The organism is Arcobacter siniprincipis (SeqCode), from assembly GCF_048571125.1.
GTDB lineage: Bacteria > Campylobacterota > Campylobacteria > Campylobacterales > Arcobacteraceae > Arcobacter > Arcobacter siniprincipis.
This window is the reverse complement of the sequence record NZ_CP182343.1, coordinates 19,621-35,275: the sequence shown is the minus strand read 5'-3', so window position 1 is coordinate 35,275 and position 15,655 is coordinate 19,621. Positions and strand designations below refer to the sequence as shown.

Here is a 15,655-nt window from a genome sequence, read left to right as displayed (position 1 = left end):
CCATTCTTTTTAAAGCCCTACCATAAGTTCCATTTTTGTAGTCAATTAGTACAGATTTCATATCTGTCTTTGACCCTCTCATTAATAATTATTGATTTACTATTTAAAGCTTGTTTTTCTCCATTTTCCCCATAATAAGCTATCCATTTTCCATAAGCTAAAAAGGCAACAAAAAGAGAAAAAATGAACCCTCCTTTCTTTTAATCAAAAAATTATATAAAAATTTTGTGGCAAAATGATTGGATTTTAGTCTTTGTAGAATATTTAAAAGGTTTTTATTTCATATCCAAAGTGTTGTGAAATTATCATTCCCTCTGGAAGTTTTACTCTTAATCTTTTAATCATAGATCTAATTCCAACTGAAGTTGTCATTTCTCCTTCCCAAACATAATCTTCTATATACTCTAAAGGAGTCATTTTATTTTCATGTTTAATTAAAAGGGACATAAAGCGTCTCTCTTTTCTTGTAAGTTTTACCGCTTCTTTGTTTTCATCAAATAATGTTTCTGAACTTAAATTATATGTATAATTAGCCAATAGCTTTTTTTCTTCTCCAAGATGACATAGTTGTTTTATTTTTGTCTCTAACTCATACATGTAAAATGGTTTTTTTAAAAAATCATTGCATCCATTTGAATATGCTTTTTTTACATTTTCCAATTCAAAGTTTGCACTTATAATTATTGCAGGAGTTGTTTTATCCCTATTTCTTATCTCTTTTAACAATGAAATTCCATCTATATTTGGGACATTTATATCTAAAATAAAACAATCAAATCCATCTATACAATGATCAAGAGCAGCCAATCCATCATTAAAACTTGATACTTCATATCCCATATCTTCTAATTCTTCTGTAATTAATTCTAATAAACTTTCATTATCTTCTAATACTAAAACTTTCATCTAATCTCTCTCTATATTCAAAGGTAGTAATATCTCTATATTTGCACCATTTTCTGTATTGAAAGCGTTTATTACACCATGCATTTTATTTTCAATAATAAGTTTTGCCATATACAAACCAAAGCCATCACCATTTTTTTTATTAGTATAAAAAGCTTCAAAAAGATGTTTTAATGCATCAGCATCAAATCCTTTCCCATCATCAATTACACTTAAATTAATATAAGTTGCATTTCTAGAAAGTAAAATCATGATTTTTCCACTCTTTTTAAACTCTCTTGATAATATAATTGAATCTTTTGCATTGTTTATTATGTTTAGTAAAACTTGTTTAAACTCATTTGGATATCCAAAAAGACTATATGAACTATCTAAGTTATTAACATATTCTAGTTGAATATTGTTATATTTTAATGAACTATCAAGTATTGTCTCAATTTCATTAATTCCTTTATCAATATCAAAAAGTACTGGTTTATTAGATGGTTTGATAAATTGTCTAAATTCATCTATTGTATCACCCATATAAATGATTTGTTTCATAATAGTATCAAAAAATCCATCCATATTCTCTTTACTTAATTTATCTTTTTTGTAATAACTTTGCATTTTATGGGCAACTACTGAAAGTTCAATTAGTGGTACCTTCCATTGATGCACAATAGCTGAAAGCATTTCTCCAACTTCTGTTAGTTTTGATTGTTGGATTATAAACTGTTTATTGATTTCAAGTTGTTTCTTTTCTGTTATATCAGTAATAATTGTTACTGTTCCACTATCTTTTCCATTTTCATCATAATATGTTTTACTTCTTGCAAAAAAGGAATTATTATTATAAACAAATTCAATATCTTCATCAATAGATATTTTTTCTTTTGTTATTACTGTGCAAAATGGTTTAAAAACATCACAAATATAAAGACCAATTCCATCTTTCCCATTATAAAATATTTTTGAAAAAGATCGATTATGACCTCTAATATATCCATTTATATCAATCCAAAACACTGCACTTTTTACATTATTTAAAAGAACTTGTTCTCTTTTATTTTCAGCTATCAATTGTTTTGACAATTTATCTCTTTTATAAATATTTATAAGTGCAAGAACTAAGAAAAATAGAATAAAAGGGGAGATTATAAATATTCTATAAATCCAAATTTTATATTTTTCAAAAAATGTTTCTGGTTCATTTATAAAAATTGAACCTGAAGGGACTAAATTTGTATTTAAGCCATATTTTTCCATAACTTTATAATCATAAACATATTGGGTATGTGCCAATATTGGTTTTGTATAATCAACTTTCTTACCTTGCATAATTTCAACAGCCCTTTTACCAGCTTCATAGCCAACATAATAACCTCTCAATAAATGACCTCCAATAACTCCTTTACCTAAGTGATAATCAGTCATAGAAAATACAGGAACAGGAGAGTTATTTAAAAGTTTATTGACTTTTAAAAAAGGTATATAGTTTTCATTTTCATTAAGATATAAATTTCCAAACCAAACTGCACTATTTTTTGGAAGAGTTTTAAAATCTTTATAGATTTGAGAAATATTCCCATCTAAATATAATTTATAATCAATTTTATTTTTAAAACTATCTAATTTTTCTTTTAGTATTTTATTAATCATTTCAGAAGTATAAGTTTTATCATTTATAACATATAAATATTTTAAATCAGGCATTACTTGCAAGATTGCTTCAATGCCACTTTTTAAAGGTTTATGCTCCAGTATTAAGCTAATTTTATCTTTTAATACTTTAGTAACATCAATACCCGGATTCATCTCTTCAATTCCTGTAAAGACTAAAGGAGTATTTTTAAACAGTTCATTTTTATGTTTTAACACAAATTGAACAGCTGCATTATCTGCTGCGATAACAATATCAAATTTTTGTTTTTTGAATTTTTCTATGTAAGCTTGTCTAATAAGTTTGTGATACTCTTTATTTTTATTTCTTTTATTATCTAAATATTCCGTAGAGAGTTCATAATCAGGAAGTACTTTTAAAGAATCATCAATACCTTTGGAAATATTTTCACTCCAAACTAAGCCTTTATTATATGAGTGTAATAATAATATATACTTTGATGATGCACTTAAAGAAGAAACAATAAAAAATATTAAGAATAACTTTTTAAACATATAAGCCTTTTTTATAAAATATAACTCTATTTTAACATATCCAGTAGGTTTCTTCAAATAGAAGAAACCATAAATTTATTGTTCTTGAAGATATTTTTCTATTTTCATTCTTTCATCTTTTGTAAGCCCAGCTTGTGGTGCCATATTATTTAAAATACTTGGCCATACATTTGGGATAAATTCCTCTTTATGATGAATATCATGACATATACCACATTTCGCCTCAAACATATTTTTACCTTCTGCTATAATTTTAGTTTTATCATTTGTTAAAGAATCACTTATAATATAACCTTTTATTAAAACTTCAAACCATTCATTATCATACTCATCAACTTTTTTTCCGATAATTTTATAATCAGCAAAATCTTTACCTTCAAAGCCAGTGATTAAGAAACCTGCCTTTTCATAAACAGTTGGACTATCTTCAGGAGCATAACCAATAAATTCTACTTTTGTTAGGTTACCTTCTTTTGAAAGAACTTTTAAGTGCGAAGCCACAATTAAATCACCAATAACCTCTTTTTTATTTACATCTTTATACAATTTTGTATTTTGAGATAAATATGCTGTATCAGCAGCTACACCAAGTGTAACAACTGATACTAAAACCAATAATATTTTTCTTAAATTTTTCATCTAAGCTCCTTTTATTTTTGGAGCTTTAAATATTCCAATAGCTGGAATCTCTCCATCAAATTTTTCAATTTCAACAAGCGCAGTTGCTTGATTTCCTTGAGCAAGACTTGAAGTTCCTTCATCAGGAATTAATACATTAACATCACCATGTCTACATAAAGTACCAGGTTCTCCTGCTTCAGTTGGATCATACCAAGCTCCCTCTTGCATTCGTACTGCACCTTTTTTTACAAATTCAGTTACTACTGCACCCGCTAAGATTTGCCCTCGTCCATTAAATACTCTTACAACATCACCATTTTTTATACCACGTTTTTTTGCATCATCAGTATTTAACCAAATAGGTTCTCTTCCATTTACTTCTTCAAGATGTCTAATCCAAGTATTATTCAATTGAGAGTGAAGTCTATATTTAGGATGTGGTGTAATTAAATTCAATGGATATTTTTCAGCTTTTTTAGAACCTACCCATTCCATTGGTTCAAACCACATAGGATGTCCTTTACAATCATCATAACCATAACTTGCCACTTTTTTTGAGAAAATCTCAATTTTTCCAGATGGAGTTCCAAGTCTATTAATAATTGGATTTTTTCTAAATTCTTCAAATCTTATGTATTTTTTTGCGATTTCTGGAGTTTCAAATTCACAAAATCCTTTTTTCCAAAATTCATCAAAAGTAGGCATTTTCACTCCAGAACTTTGTGCTTTTTTATATGAAACTTCATAGAAGTGTTTAATCCATCCCATTTTGTCTCTACCTTCTGTGAAAGCATGAACATGCTCTTTAGAGAAATGTTCTAATATTCCAGTAAAAATATCAAAATCATCTTTCACTTCTGCATATGGTTTAGATACTTGTTTCATAGCAAAAATAAAACTATTTGAATGAGCTTTTGCAATATCATTTCTTTCTTGCTCTAGTGTTGAAGGAAGAATAATATCTCCCATTCTAGCAGTTGCAGTCCAGAAGGCATCTTGTACAACAAATGTTTCTAATTTTCTATATGCTTTAATCATTCTATTTCTATCTTGGTGATGGTGGAAAGGATTTCCTCCTGCCCAGTATGCCATTTTGATATCTGGATATTTGATTATTTTCCCATCAAATTTTATCTCTTTTCCTGGATTTTCTAAACACTCAACAATTCTAGAAACAGGGATAACTGGAACTTTATTATCTTTCCATGGTCCATCAATTATTGTTTTTCTTCCTATTCCACCAAGTCCAGGAGAAGCAGAAAGTCCATTTTTTTCACTTTTAGAACCTTTTTCACTTTGAGCATTTCCTGTTGCAGCAGCTGGCATTGGAACACCATTTCCAGAATAATGATAATTACAAGAGTATCCCCCACCAGGTAATCCAATATCTCCAAGCATAGTTGCAAGAGTAATTAACATCCAGTTTGGTTGTTCCCCATGATGAGCTCTTTGTGTAGACCATCCTCCCATTAACATTGTTCTTTTTGAAGCAAATTCTTTTGCTAACATTTTAATTACTTCAGCATCAACACCACAAATTTTAGATGCCCATTCTGGAGTTTTTTCAATCATATCTTCAGTTTTACCAATTAAGTATTGTGAAAATTGTTTAAATCCATAAGTACATTTTCTCAAAAATTTCTCATCATGTAATTTATTAGTATAAAGATAATGAGCTATTCCAAGCATCAAAGCGACATCCGTTGTAGGATTAATTTTAATATGCTCTGCATCAAAATACATCCCAGTATTATTATAAACAGGGTCAATTATATAAAATTTTAATCCTCTTTTTTTAGCTTGTGCTTTTAACTCTTTTAAATAAGTATATGTTTTATGATCTGGAACACCCCATGCAATTTGATTTGTATTTACAATATCAGCACCCCAAAATACAATACATTCAGAATTTTCAATTAATACTGGATAAGCAGTTGGTCTTGCAGTAGATTCATCTGTTCCTACAATATAAGGAGTAATTTGTCTAATAGCATGTGTTGAATATGTACAAGTTCTTGAAGTGTATCCACCTGTTAAATGAAGCATTCTTCCTAAAAGTGCTTGAGGATTATTTAATGATCCTACACAATACCAACCATAACTTCCTCCATAAATGGCTTCATCACCATAATCTTTATGTGTTCTTTTAATTTCATTAGCAACTAATTCTAAAGCTTTTTCCCATGAAACACGAACAAATTTATCTTTACCTCTTTTTGATTTATCACTTTTATATCCATTTTTAAGATAATCTTCTCTAACACACGGGTAAAGAATTCTATCTTCTGCATATGTTCTTGCTGGAAGTGCGTTTATTAAAGAAGATGGATATTCATCACCTTTAAATGCTTCCACACCTTCAAATCTTGAGTTTTTATCTCTTGCTCTAAATGCGCCAAAGTGAGAAGCACTCATCTCTAAAGGTTTATCATTAAATAAACTTTCACCAACTAATGGTATTGCATGAGCTTGGACTACTGCAGCTGCAGCAACTGTACTTGATTTTAAAAATGTACGTCTATTCATTCCATTTTCCATTTTATTCTCCTAGATTTAAAATTAATTTAATAACTTAAAAATTAATGAATTAATTTTTTAGTTTAATAATTTAATGTAATTGTAAATTAATGCTGTGGCGAAAATGTGGCAAAATAGTAAATTTAAAATCATAATATTAGGGAACGGTTTTTGCATAGTAGTTAATTAAATATTACTATAGGATATTTAATGGAAGATATAGTAGAAAAATTAAAAAATGGATCGATGGTACCATTTCTTGGTATGGGTGTCTTTGAAAAAATACAAGCAAAAGATGGTAGTCAGTTGCCATATGATAGTGATTCGATGATTTTAGCTTTAAATAATGGAAGAGCTATGAGCCCAAGACTTATGTATGAATATTCAAGAGCTGCTATGAGTTTAGAGCAGAGAAAAGGTAGAGAGTTTATTATTCAAATGACAAACCACATCTATAGTTCCAAAGAGTATGATTTACCTAAAGTTTATACTTGGCTAAAACAAATCAAACCCAAATATGTAATTGATACAAATCTAGATGATAGTTTACAAAAAATCTATAGTGATGTTGAACACTTCTTAATAACTGGGCTTTCTAGAATAACTGCTGATTATGATAGATTTATTATTTATAAATTTGATGTGAGTAAAAATGCCTATGAAAAGATAGAAAAAGAGGCTTTAACTTTAGATTTGCCAATTTTATTTAAACCTATGGGCTCAACAAAACCTGAGATGAACTTTATCATCTCTGATGCTGATTTTGTGGATTGGTTAACAGAAGCTATGGGTGGATTTGCTATGCCTCCTATTTTAAAAGATTTTAGAAAAGATAAAGAGTACCTTTTTATGGGTGTTGATTTTTCAAAAGATACTTTTAGAATGGTTGCAAATGAAATAACAATGGATTTAAAAGGTGGGTTTACTATACTTAATAAACCTGAATTAACAAAAAAAGAGGATAAATTTATCAAAACTCATAATTTAGAAAATTTAAATTTGAGTTTAAATGAGTTTATAAATAGCCATGTCTAGTAAATTAAAATCATGTGACTTTTGTGGGAAAGAGATAAAAGAAGTTAAAAAAATATTTTCAAGTGAAAAATCAAATATTTGTGATGAATGTATCTCTATGTGTTCAAATGTTATGGAAAAAGAGACAATAAAAGAGGCAAAAAAAGAGTTCCAAAAAGGTCTTAGTGTTCCTATTAAAATAAAAGAACATCTTGATGAGTATGTTATAGGTCAAGATGATGCTAAAAAAGTTTTAGCAGTAGCTTTATATAATCATTACAAAAGAATCGATAAACCAATTATCAAAAATGTTGAACTAGAAAAATCAAATATCATGCTAATAGGTCCAACAGGAAGTGGTAAAACTCTACTTGCAAAATCACTTGCTAAAATCATGGATGTACCCTTTGCAGTTGCAGATGCAACAGCTTTAACTGAAGCTGGATATGTGGGTGAAGATGTGGAATCTATACTTTCAAGACTTTTGGCAGCTGCTGATTTTGATTTGGAAAAAGCAAAAAGAGGTATTGTTTATATCGATGAAATAGACAAAATAGCCAATAAAAGTGAAAGTGCCACAAGTGGTAGAGATGTAAGTGGAGAGGGTGTTCAACAAGGACTATTAAAAATTCTAGAAGGGGCAGAAGTTTATGTTCCAGTAAAAGGAAGTAGAAAAAACTCTTCAGCTGAAACAATAATTTTTGATACTACCCATGTCTTATTTATCTGTGGTGGCGCTTTTGTTGGATTGAGAAAAGATGAAAACAAAGAAAAATCATCTGTCATGGGATTTTTAAATAAAGATAACAAACTAAAAGATAAAAAAGATATAGAAGCAAAAGAGCTTATCTCTTTTGGATTGATTCCTGAGTTTATTGGTAGAATTCCAGTAATTGCAGAACTTAACAAGCTTTCAAAAGAAGATTTAATAAGAGTTTTAAAAGAGCCTAAAAATGCCATCACAAAACAGTATGAAATACTTTTTGAGCTTGATGGAGTAGATTTAAAATTTGAAGATAAAGCCCTAGATGAAATTGCAAATATCGCCTATGAAAAAGATGTAGGAGCTAGAGGACTTAGGGGTATAATTGAAAAACTTATGTTACCATTACAATATACAATACCATCAGAAGAGAACTTAGGTTCATGTGTAATTACACAAGAGTATATTTGTAATAAAAAAGATATAGATTTAATCTATGAAAAAAGTACTCAGAAAAAAGTCTCTAAGGAGATAAACTACAATGATATTAAAAAGCAATCTACAAATATGTAAAGCTACAAAAGAAGATTTCCCAAGCATTGTAAATCTTCTTCAATCATTATTTTGCATTGAAGAAGATTTTACTTTCAATGAAAAAAGACATGAAGAAGGTATCAAATTATTATTAAATAATCGAAGTGCGGAAGTGATTCTTGTAAAATTTGAAAATGAAGTAATAGGAATGATAACTATTCAAAAAATTATTTCAACGGTTATGGGGACAAAAGTAGGACTTATTGAAGACTTTGTAATCAAAGATGACTATAGAGATTTAGGAGTAGGAACTTATCTTTTAGAGTATATAAAAGATTATGCTAAAAAAAACTCATTGACAAGATTACAACTTGTTTGTGATGAAGATAATACTACAGCCAAAGAATTTTACACAAATAAAAAATTTAAAAGAAGTAATTTAAATGCTTGGTACTATCATGTAGAAAACTAAAGCAATAGTGGAACACTATTTGCATCTTATTTCTTATATTTTTATATAAGGAAAGACAATGGCAGTTAAAATTACAGAAGAGTGTATAAGTTGTGAAGCATGTGCTCCAGAGTGTCCAGTTGCAGCGATTTTAGAAGATGGCAATGCTAAAAATCCTACAGATGTATTTTATGTAAAACCAGAATCATGTGTTGAATGTGTTGATCATGCAGATAAACCAAGATGTGCGGAAGCTTGTCCAACAGAAGGTGCAATTGTATGGGACATGCCTTATACTAGTGAATTCTCAGATTATTATGCAATGGGTAACGATGAAGGCACTTATAAAATTAGAGAACATAAAACAAAAGGTCTTATGCTTCCAAGCGTAAAAGAGCAAAAATTTATTGCTGACATTCCAATGGAAGATAGAGAATCTTACGCAAATGTAGGACAATTTTAAGATTAAAACAAAGACGTTAAAGTCTTTGTTCTAATCAACACTCTTTAAAGAGATTAGAAATTTTGCACCTGTATATTTTTTATTCTCATACTCATATTCTACATTTGAAACTTTTATTTCTCCACCCATTTTTTTAATTATTGAATAAGACATATATAAACCAAGCCCTGTTCCATTAGATTCATGTTTTGTAGTAAAATATGGTTCATATATTTTATTCATTATATTTGCAGGTATTCCATTGGCGTTATCTTTTATACTTACACAAATAGTATCTTTATCTTGTGTAACTTTAATAAAGAGCAATCTCTCTCCATCTTTTTTGTTTTCTGTTAAAGCATCAACAGCATTATTTACTATATTAATAAGAGCTTGAAGTACTTGATTTTGATTTCCTTTTACCACTTTTTTTAAATTATTAGTAAATATGAACTTAACCTGAGAACTGTGTAAAGAATGAGAAATAAGTCTATTTAAATTCTCCATTAACTCTTTTATATCAAACTCTTTTGAGCTCTCTGCATCTTTAATAAAAGATCTAAAGTCATCAATTGTTTGAGATAAATAATTAGCATTTGCTATAATCTGCTTTGAGTCTTTTAAAACCTTAGTATTGTTTAATTTTCCAATCTCATTATAAATACTCCAACTACTACTTATTGTCGTAATTACACTTAATGGTTGCCTCCATTGGTGAGCAATATGTCCAATCATCTCACCTAATGCTGCCATTTTAGATTGTTCAATCAAAAGTTTTTCTTTGTTCTTTACCTCTGATAAGTCAATAATAGAAGAGATTCTAATAAGTCTATCATTCAATTTTAAATTAGTACCTCTTCCTAAAGCAGGGATAATCTTTTTTTCTGAACTTACAACATTTAATTCAAAAGGTTCACTACTATCACTTGAAAAGGTTTCTTTAATTTTTTGTTTATATTCATCAGATACAAACTCTAAATAATCTAATCCTATCATTTCATCTTTACTTAAATTAAAAAGCTTTAATGCTGACTCATTTGCATCAATACATATTCTATTTTCAGTGATGATAATTGCTTCTAATGTCGAATTAATAATACTTTGTACATTATGATATGATTTCTTTAGTTCATTATTATATTTTTTTAAAACAATTTGCCTATATATAAAACCTATAACTATAAATAAAGTTATTAATAAAATAATTATCAAGATTTTATAATCTAGTGTTTTTTCTTTAACAGTAGTTTGAATCCAATTTGAATAAATATCTTTTTTCTCTTTTTGTGTAATTGAATCTATTGATTTATTAATTATTGATAATAAAATTGGATTATTTTTTTGTACTAAATAACGATGTTCAAAATCAAAAAGTGTACTTCCTGAAATCTTTAAATCACTTAAATGAAGTTGAGAAATATAAAATACTGAAGTTGCAATATGTCCAATAAAAGCATCTGCTCTGCCTTTTTCAACTAAAATTAAAGCTTCTTGGATATTGGAAGTTTCTAATATCTGGATAGCTGGATAATTTTTTTTGATAAAATTATAACTTGTATAATGTTTAGGAACAGCAATTACTTTATTTTTTAAATCATTTAAACTATTTACATAAGAATACTTTGAACCAGTTATTATTACCATGGGAAACTTTGAATACATTTTAGAAACAAGCCCCAAGGACTCTTTTTCTGAACTTGAAGTAACAGAAGGAATTAAATCTATTTCTCCTTCATTAAATTTATCCAAAACATCTTTCCAAGACCTTGAAGGAACAAATTGAAACTTAAGACCTGATCTAACACTTATTATTTTAAGAAAGTCTCCTATAATACCTTGCATCTCATTATTTTCAATAATAGACAAAGGCATCCAATTTATTTCACTATATTTTATATTAGGATTACTCTTAATATATTTTATTTCTTCTTCAGTAAAGTTAACATATTTATAATCAGCATTATCTTTAGCAAATATAATCCATTTATCCGCTATTGAGTTTAACTCTTGAGTGGAAATTTTATCTAAGGCTTTTTCTATTATAGAGTTTAAAATAGGATTATCTACATTAACTCCAAATCTTAAATCCTCTTTTTTGATTTTTGTAAACTCATCTATTACTTTTAAATTTGTAAATGAATTATCTTTAATTACTTCTTCTCCTTTTGTATAAGAAGATACAAAATAATCTGCTTTTCCTTCAATAACTGCTTTGATTTTTTCTAATGCCGTATCAAATTCTAAGACATTTATTCCTTGTTTTTTTATATCATTAATATAAAAAATACCTTTAGTCACAGCTAAAGTTTTTCCCTTTAAACTATCCGCTCCCTTATAGCTTTCATTATCTTTTAATCCAAAAATAAAATTAGGTATTTCATAATAAGGCTTTGAAAATAAAGTAAAAGATTCCCTCTTTTTAGTATAAGATATATTACAGATAATCTTTACATCTTTGTTCTTAAAACTGTTCAAAGCTTCGGACCAAGGTAATGCATTTATCTTAAAAGTTAAACCTGATAAATTTTCAATTCTTTGAAGAATATCGATAACTAGACCTTTTGAATTGCCATTTTCAATATAAGAAAAAGGAGGGAAACGCATTGATATAGCAATATCAACATTTGGGTTATTTTTTATCCACTCTTTTTCTTTAAAACTCAAAGAAAGTTCTTTCTGTGAAGGTGAAGCAAATAGATATGATGTAAAAAAAATTATTAAAAAAATACTTTTAGGTATTTTTCCCATTATAAGCCTTAAAATAAATTATAAATTTAATATATTACCTTTTTTTTATATATAAGGAATTAATTTCTGTTTATTTTTTATTCATTTATTTATATTATAAAATATTGACAATTATATTTCATTAGGTTATATTTCATTTATGGAAAATAAATTTAATATTAATGGCAATTTTTGGGTAAATAAAGATGAAAAAGGCTTTATAGGTAAAGGAAGAGTAGAACTTTTAAAAAATATCCAAATATATGGTTCTATTTCAAAAGCTGCAAAACAAATGAAGATGAGCTATAAAGCAGCATGGGATAGTGTAGATATTATGAACAAACTTTCGCAAGAACCTTTAGTCACAAAAGTAACTGGTGGTGTTGGGGGTGGAGGTACAGTTATAACCACTTATGCAAAAGAGATTATAAGTGCATACGATGAGTTAATGAATCTTCACGAAACTTATTTAAAAAATATGAGTAATCTTTTTGATAATCTTGTTATAAATCTCAAAAATGAAAAACCGGTTTTTTCAAAACTTGAAGGTAAAATCACTAATATATTATCGAAAAATGAAACTTGTGAAATAGAGATTACCTTAGCTTCAGAACAAAAGCTAATAACAATAGTTAGCACAGAGTTTTTAGAAAAAAGAGAATTAACTCTTAATAAATCTGTAAAACTCTTAATTGAAACAAGCTCAATAGTAATTACAAAAGGTATAAACTCAAATAGTGCAAGAAACTCTTTAAAAGGAATAGTTGAAAAGATTAATGATGATGGAATTAATACTTTTTTGAGTATTAGATGTGGAGAAAAAGATTTAATAGATGCAAAAATTACAAATTCAAGTTATAAAAATCTTGGAATTAAAATAAATGATAATATTTTTGCTCAATTTAAAGCTTATAATATAAATATAATCTAATACAATAAAGTAAGATATGCCAATACTGCATATCTTACAAATTTAGCAACTATTACTAAAGCAAAAAAATATGTGAATTTGTATTTTAAAACACCAGCTATTAAAGTAATAGGATCACCAATAATTGGCATCCAAGATAGAAGTAGTGACCAGCCTCCATATTTATCAAAAAAAATTTTTGCCCTATCTATACTCTTTTTAGAGATATACTTTTTATTTTCTAAATACTCTTCACCTTTTAACCCAAGAAAATAATTTACACATGAGCCTAAACTATTACCTAAAGTTGCTACAAAAAGCAAAAGAGTTAAATTATATCCTTGTAAAATATCATAGACAAGAACTGCTTCACTAACCATTGGGAAAAATGTTGCCGAAACAAAACTTGAGAAAAAAAGAGTTAGATAAATCAAACTATTTTTCTTTTTCTTCTAAATCTTTTAACAGGGATTTGAGATATTATAACTCCACTTAAAATTGTTACACTAGCAATCAACTCTTCAATACTCAATTTTTCTTTTAATATAAAAAATGCCAAAATCATTGTAAAGATAGGAATTAGATTTATGTACATTGCCGCCTTTGAAGCTTCAATTTTAGTCAAGGCATAATTATATAAGCCATAACCAGCCAAAGTAACTACAACACCTAAATAAACTAAAGATATAACAGAATTTTGAGTAAAAACTATATCTCGCGTCATATATTCATATATAAAAAAAGGAAAAAAGAAAATAGCTCCTGCAAACGCTTGAATTGCAGTTATAAAAAGAGCAGGATATTTTTCTATTAAATGTCTAGCAAGTATTGTATAAGCTGCCCCACAAGCCATAGCACACAACTCTAAAAAATTGCCAAGCATAGGATTTGGTGCACCAAAAGTTACACTACCTTGTACACTTAACCAAATAGCTCCAATCATTGCTATTACAGAACCAAATAAAAGTTGTCTTGAAACAAGCTCTTTAAGAAAATAACCAGCTCCCATTGCAGTAATAATAGGCATCAAAGAGGTAATCATTCCAGCTTGAGATACAGAAGTATAAGTTAAAGCTTTAATTTCAAAGATAAAATATAATGAGGGTTCAAAAATACATAATAAAAGCATATATTTTATATCACTTTTTTCAAAACTATATTTTGAAAATCTTTTTATAAAATAAACAAAACACAAAGAAGCTATCAACATTCTAAAAAATAGAACTGTAAACTCTCCTAAATCTTGCATCGCTATTTTTAATGCAATAAAAGAGCTACCCCAAATAAACATTGCAAAGATTAAGGAAAATATTCCTATGAGATTAAAATTTTTAGTCAAATTATCACTTTTTTTTAAAATAAGGATAGAATTGTACTCTTCTATAATTAAAAGTCAAGTTTTCAATTTATAAGAATTTTAAGTTTATTAGGATAAGATTACAACCCTTAAAGAGAAGCACAAAGAGTATAAAGTACTTTTTGTGCTCTTCTTTAGACCTTTACAATCATATCTGAAGACAACGCCCCAGGATGGGAACATAGCAAGGCACCTTCTTTTATGGTGTGTTTAGGTATCTGGAGAGGAGTGCTATTAGCACTTCTTTCTTACTTAAAATCCGAAAAATCTTCATCTAAAATCAAAACTTTTTTTGTATGTTTATTATAAATAAATCTTTTATCCCCATTTTTAATAGCTTTTAAAATCAAAATTTTTATCTCTTTATCAGTTTTTTTATAGGTTTTCATCAAAGCTGTAAAGTCTACTAGGGATATAAATTTCTTCTTTGGACTCAAGGGTTTTAATTGTGGTTTATAAATTGCACGCATTTCATTAAAGGCACTTTGTAGAAGTTTTATCTCTGAATCAAATACGCTTATAATCTTATCTTGATTTTTTTCTAGTCTTTCAATCTCTTCTTGGTACTGTCTTCGTAGCCATTTTACTGACTTTTTCAAAAGAAGAATTTGTTCATCTTTTGTTTCTATTACTTTTTGGATATAGATATTTTCTTCTTCTTTTCTTTGGGCTACTTCTTCAACCGAAGTGGAATAACCCTCTTTTTTAGTATTATCATCCCAAAGGTAAACATAGGTTTTTCCAGATTGTTTTATTGACTTTAGTTGATTACTTTTTATTCTATAGTGAACACCTTGTAAAGATATACCAAGTATCTCTGCCGCTTGTGCTGTAGTTACTAATCTTTCCAAGGTTACAACCTATAGTTTATCTGAGTCTATTTCAATAACCGTATGAACATTTCCACGAGGTTTGAAATCAGCAATAACTTTTAACCATTTAGGCTCCAATTTCTCCATTAAAGTATCAAAAATCTCATTTGCTCCATTTTCATGAGAAACTTCCCTAAGCATAAATGAATTTATATATAATTTTAAAGCCTTTAATTCTATAACTTTTTTATTAGGTGTATAATGTATAAATATTGTTGCAAAATCAGGATAACCACTTCTTGGACATTTTGCCATGAATTCTGGTAATTCTATATTTATTACATAATTTTTATCATTTTTGTTTGGCCAAAAATTCTCTTCTTTGTTAATATCAAATTCTACTATCTCTTTTTCACCATATTTCATTGTTTCTTGCCTTTTGTTTAAAAATTTATTTAAATAATATAAGTACATGATTTTATCAAAAATATTCTTACAAATGTT

14 protein-coding genes are annotated in these 15,655 nt (G+C 27.8%); 5 read left to right on the top strand and 9 right to left on the bottom strand.

Annotated features, from left to right (window positions below):
- Nucleotides 1–264: 264 nt before the first annotated feature.
- The 4 genes from ACNI3D_RS00160 to ACNI3D_RS00145 all read right to left on the bottom strand — a co-directional run bounded on the left by ACNI3D_RS00160 (nucleotide 265) and on the right by ACNI3D_RS00145 (nucleotide 6,222).
- The gene (locus ACNI3D_RS00160) at nucleotides 265–906 is read right to left on the bottom strand and encodes a response regulator transcription factor (RefSeq protein ID WP_419767850.1); all 642 of its coding nucleotides are present in this window, start codon (nucleotides 904–906) and stop codon (nucleotides 265–267) included.
- Nucleotides 907–3,063 carry an ABC transporter substrate binding protein gene (locus ACNI3D_RS00155; RefSeq protein WP_419767849.1) on the bottom strand — a complete coding sequence of 719 codons (2,157 nt, stop codon included), beginning with the start codon at nucleotides 3,061–3,063 and terminating at the stop codon, nucleotides 907–909.
- A 75-nt stretch (nucleotides 3,064–3,138) separates the two neighbouring features.
- Entirely contained in the window at nucleotides 3,139–3,702 is a 564-nt protein-coding gene (locus ACNI3D_RS00150; RefSeq protein WP_419767848.1) for a hypothetical protein, read from the bottom strand.
- The gene (locus ACNI3D_RS00145) at nucleotides 3,703–6,222 is read right to left on the bottom strand and encodes a molybdopterin guanine dinucleotide-containing S/N-oxide reductase (RefSeq protein WP_419767847.1); all 2,520 of its coding nucleotides are present in this window, start codon (nucleotides 6,220–6,222) and stop codon (nucleotides 3,703–3,705) included.
- Nucleotides 6,223–6,411: 189 nt separating this feature from the next.
- Here ACNI3D_RS00145 and ACNI3D_RS00140 point away from each other — a divergent pair, with 189 nt between their 5' ends.
- From ACNI3D_RS00140 to ACNI3D_RS00125, 4 genes are read left to right on the top strand one after another with little or no spacing between them, the layout of a single operon-like run.
- Entirely contained in the window at nucleotides 6,412–7,236 is an 825-nt protein-coding gene (locus tag ACNI3D_RS00140; protein ID WP_419767846.1) for an SIR2 family protein, read from the top strand.
- Nucleotides 7,229–8,491: an ATP-dependent Clp protease ATP-binding subunit ClpX gene (clpX, locus tag ACNI3D_RS00135; RefSeq protein WP_419767845.1), complete on the top strand. Its 1,263-nt coding sequence runs from the start codon at nucleotides 7,229–7,231 to the stop codon at nucleotides 8,489–8,491. The genes ACNI3D_RS00140 and clpX overlap by 8 nt, the downstream gene beginning before the upstream one ends.
- Complete coding sequence (locus tag ACNI3D_RS00130; RefSeq protein ID WP_129100378.1) at nucleotides 8,460–8,924, top strand: GNAT family N-acetyltransferase; 465 nt, start codon at nucleotides 8,460–8,462, stop codon at nucleotides 8,922–8,924. Before clpX ends, ACNI3D_RS00130 begins: the two co-directional genes overlap by 32 nt.
- A gap of 58 nt (nucleotides 8,925–8,982) precedes the next feature.
- Nucleotides 8,983–9,366, top strand: coding sequence for a 4Fe-4S dicluster domain-containing protein (locus tag ACNI3D_RS00125; RefSeq protein ID WP_419767844.1), 384 nt, complete (start codon nucleotides 8,983–8,985; stop codon nucleotides 9,364–9,366).
- A gap of 30 nt (nucleotides 9,367–9,396) precedes the next feature.
- On the opposite strand, the gene ACNI3D_RS00120 is transcribed toward ACNI3D_RS00125, so the two are convergent.
- Nucleotides 9,397–12,093: a transporter substrate-binding domain-containing protein gene (locus ACNI3D_RS00120; RefSeq protein WP_419767843.1), complete on the bottom strand. Its 2,697-nt coding sequence runs from the start codon at nucleotides 12,091–12,093 to the stop codon at nucleotides 9,397–9,399.
- A gap of 139 nt (nucleotides 12,094–12,232) precedes the next feature.
- Here ACNI3D_RS00120 and ACNI3D_RS00115 point away from each other — a divergent pair, with 139 nt between their 5' ends.
- On the top strand, nucleotides 12,233–13,003 hold the full coding sequence (locus tag ACNI3D_RS00115; RefSeq protein WP_419767842.1) for a TOBE domain-containing protein: 771 nt from the start codon (nucleotides 12,233–12,235) through the stop codon (nucleotides 13,001–13,003).
- Here ACNI3D_RS00115 and ACNI3D_RS00110 read toward each other — a convergent pair.
- The 4 genes from ACNI3D_RS00110 to queF form a co-directional block, all read right to left on the bottom strand.
- The gene (locus tag ACNI3D_RS00110) at nucleotides 13,000–13,416 is read right to left on the bottom strand and encodes a YqaA family protein (RefSeq protein WP_419767841.1); all 417 of its coding nucleotides are present in this window, start codon (nucleotides 13,414–13,416) and stop codon (nucleotides 13,000–13,002) included. The two genes, ACNI3D_RS00115 and ACNI3D_RS00110, sit on opposite strands and share 4 nt — an antisense overlap.
- Complete coding sequence (locus tag ACNI3D_RS00105; protein WP_258238647.1) at nucleotides 13,413–14,321, bottom strand: DMT family transporter; 909 nt, start codon at nucleotides 14,319–14,321, stop codon at nucleotides 13,413–13,415. The genes ACNI3D_RS00110 and ACNI3D_RS00105 overlap by 4 nt, the downstream gene beginning before the upstream one ends.
- Before the next feature lie 266 nt (nucleotides 14,322–14,587).
- Nucleotides 14,588–15,190, bottom strand: coding sequence for a DNA-binding protein (locus ACNI3D_RS00100; protein WP_419767840.1), 603 nt, complete (start codon nucleotides 15,188–15,190; stop codon nucleotides 14,588–14,590).
- A 9-nt stretch (nucleotides 15,191–15,199) separates the two neighbouring features.
- A complete protein-coding gene (queF, locus tag ACNI3D_RS00095; RefSeq protein WP_375725111.1) occupies nucleotides 15,200–15,577 on the bottom strand; it encodes a preQ(1) synthase in 378 nt (125 codons plus the stop codon).
- Nucleotides 15,578–15,655: the final 78 nt, after the last annotated feature.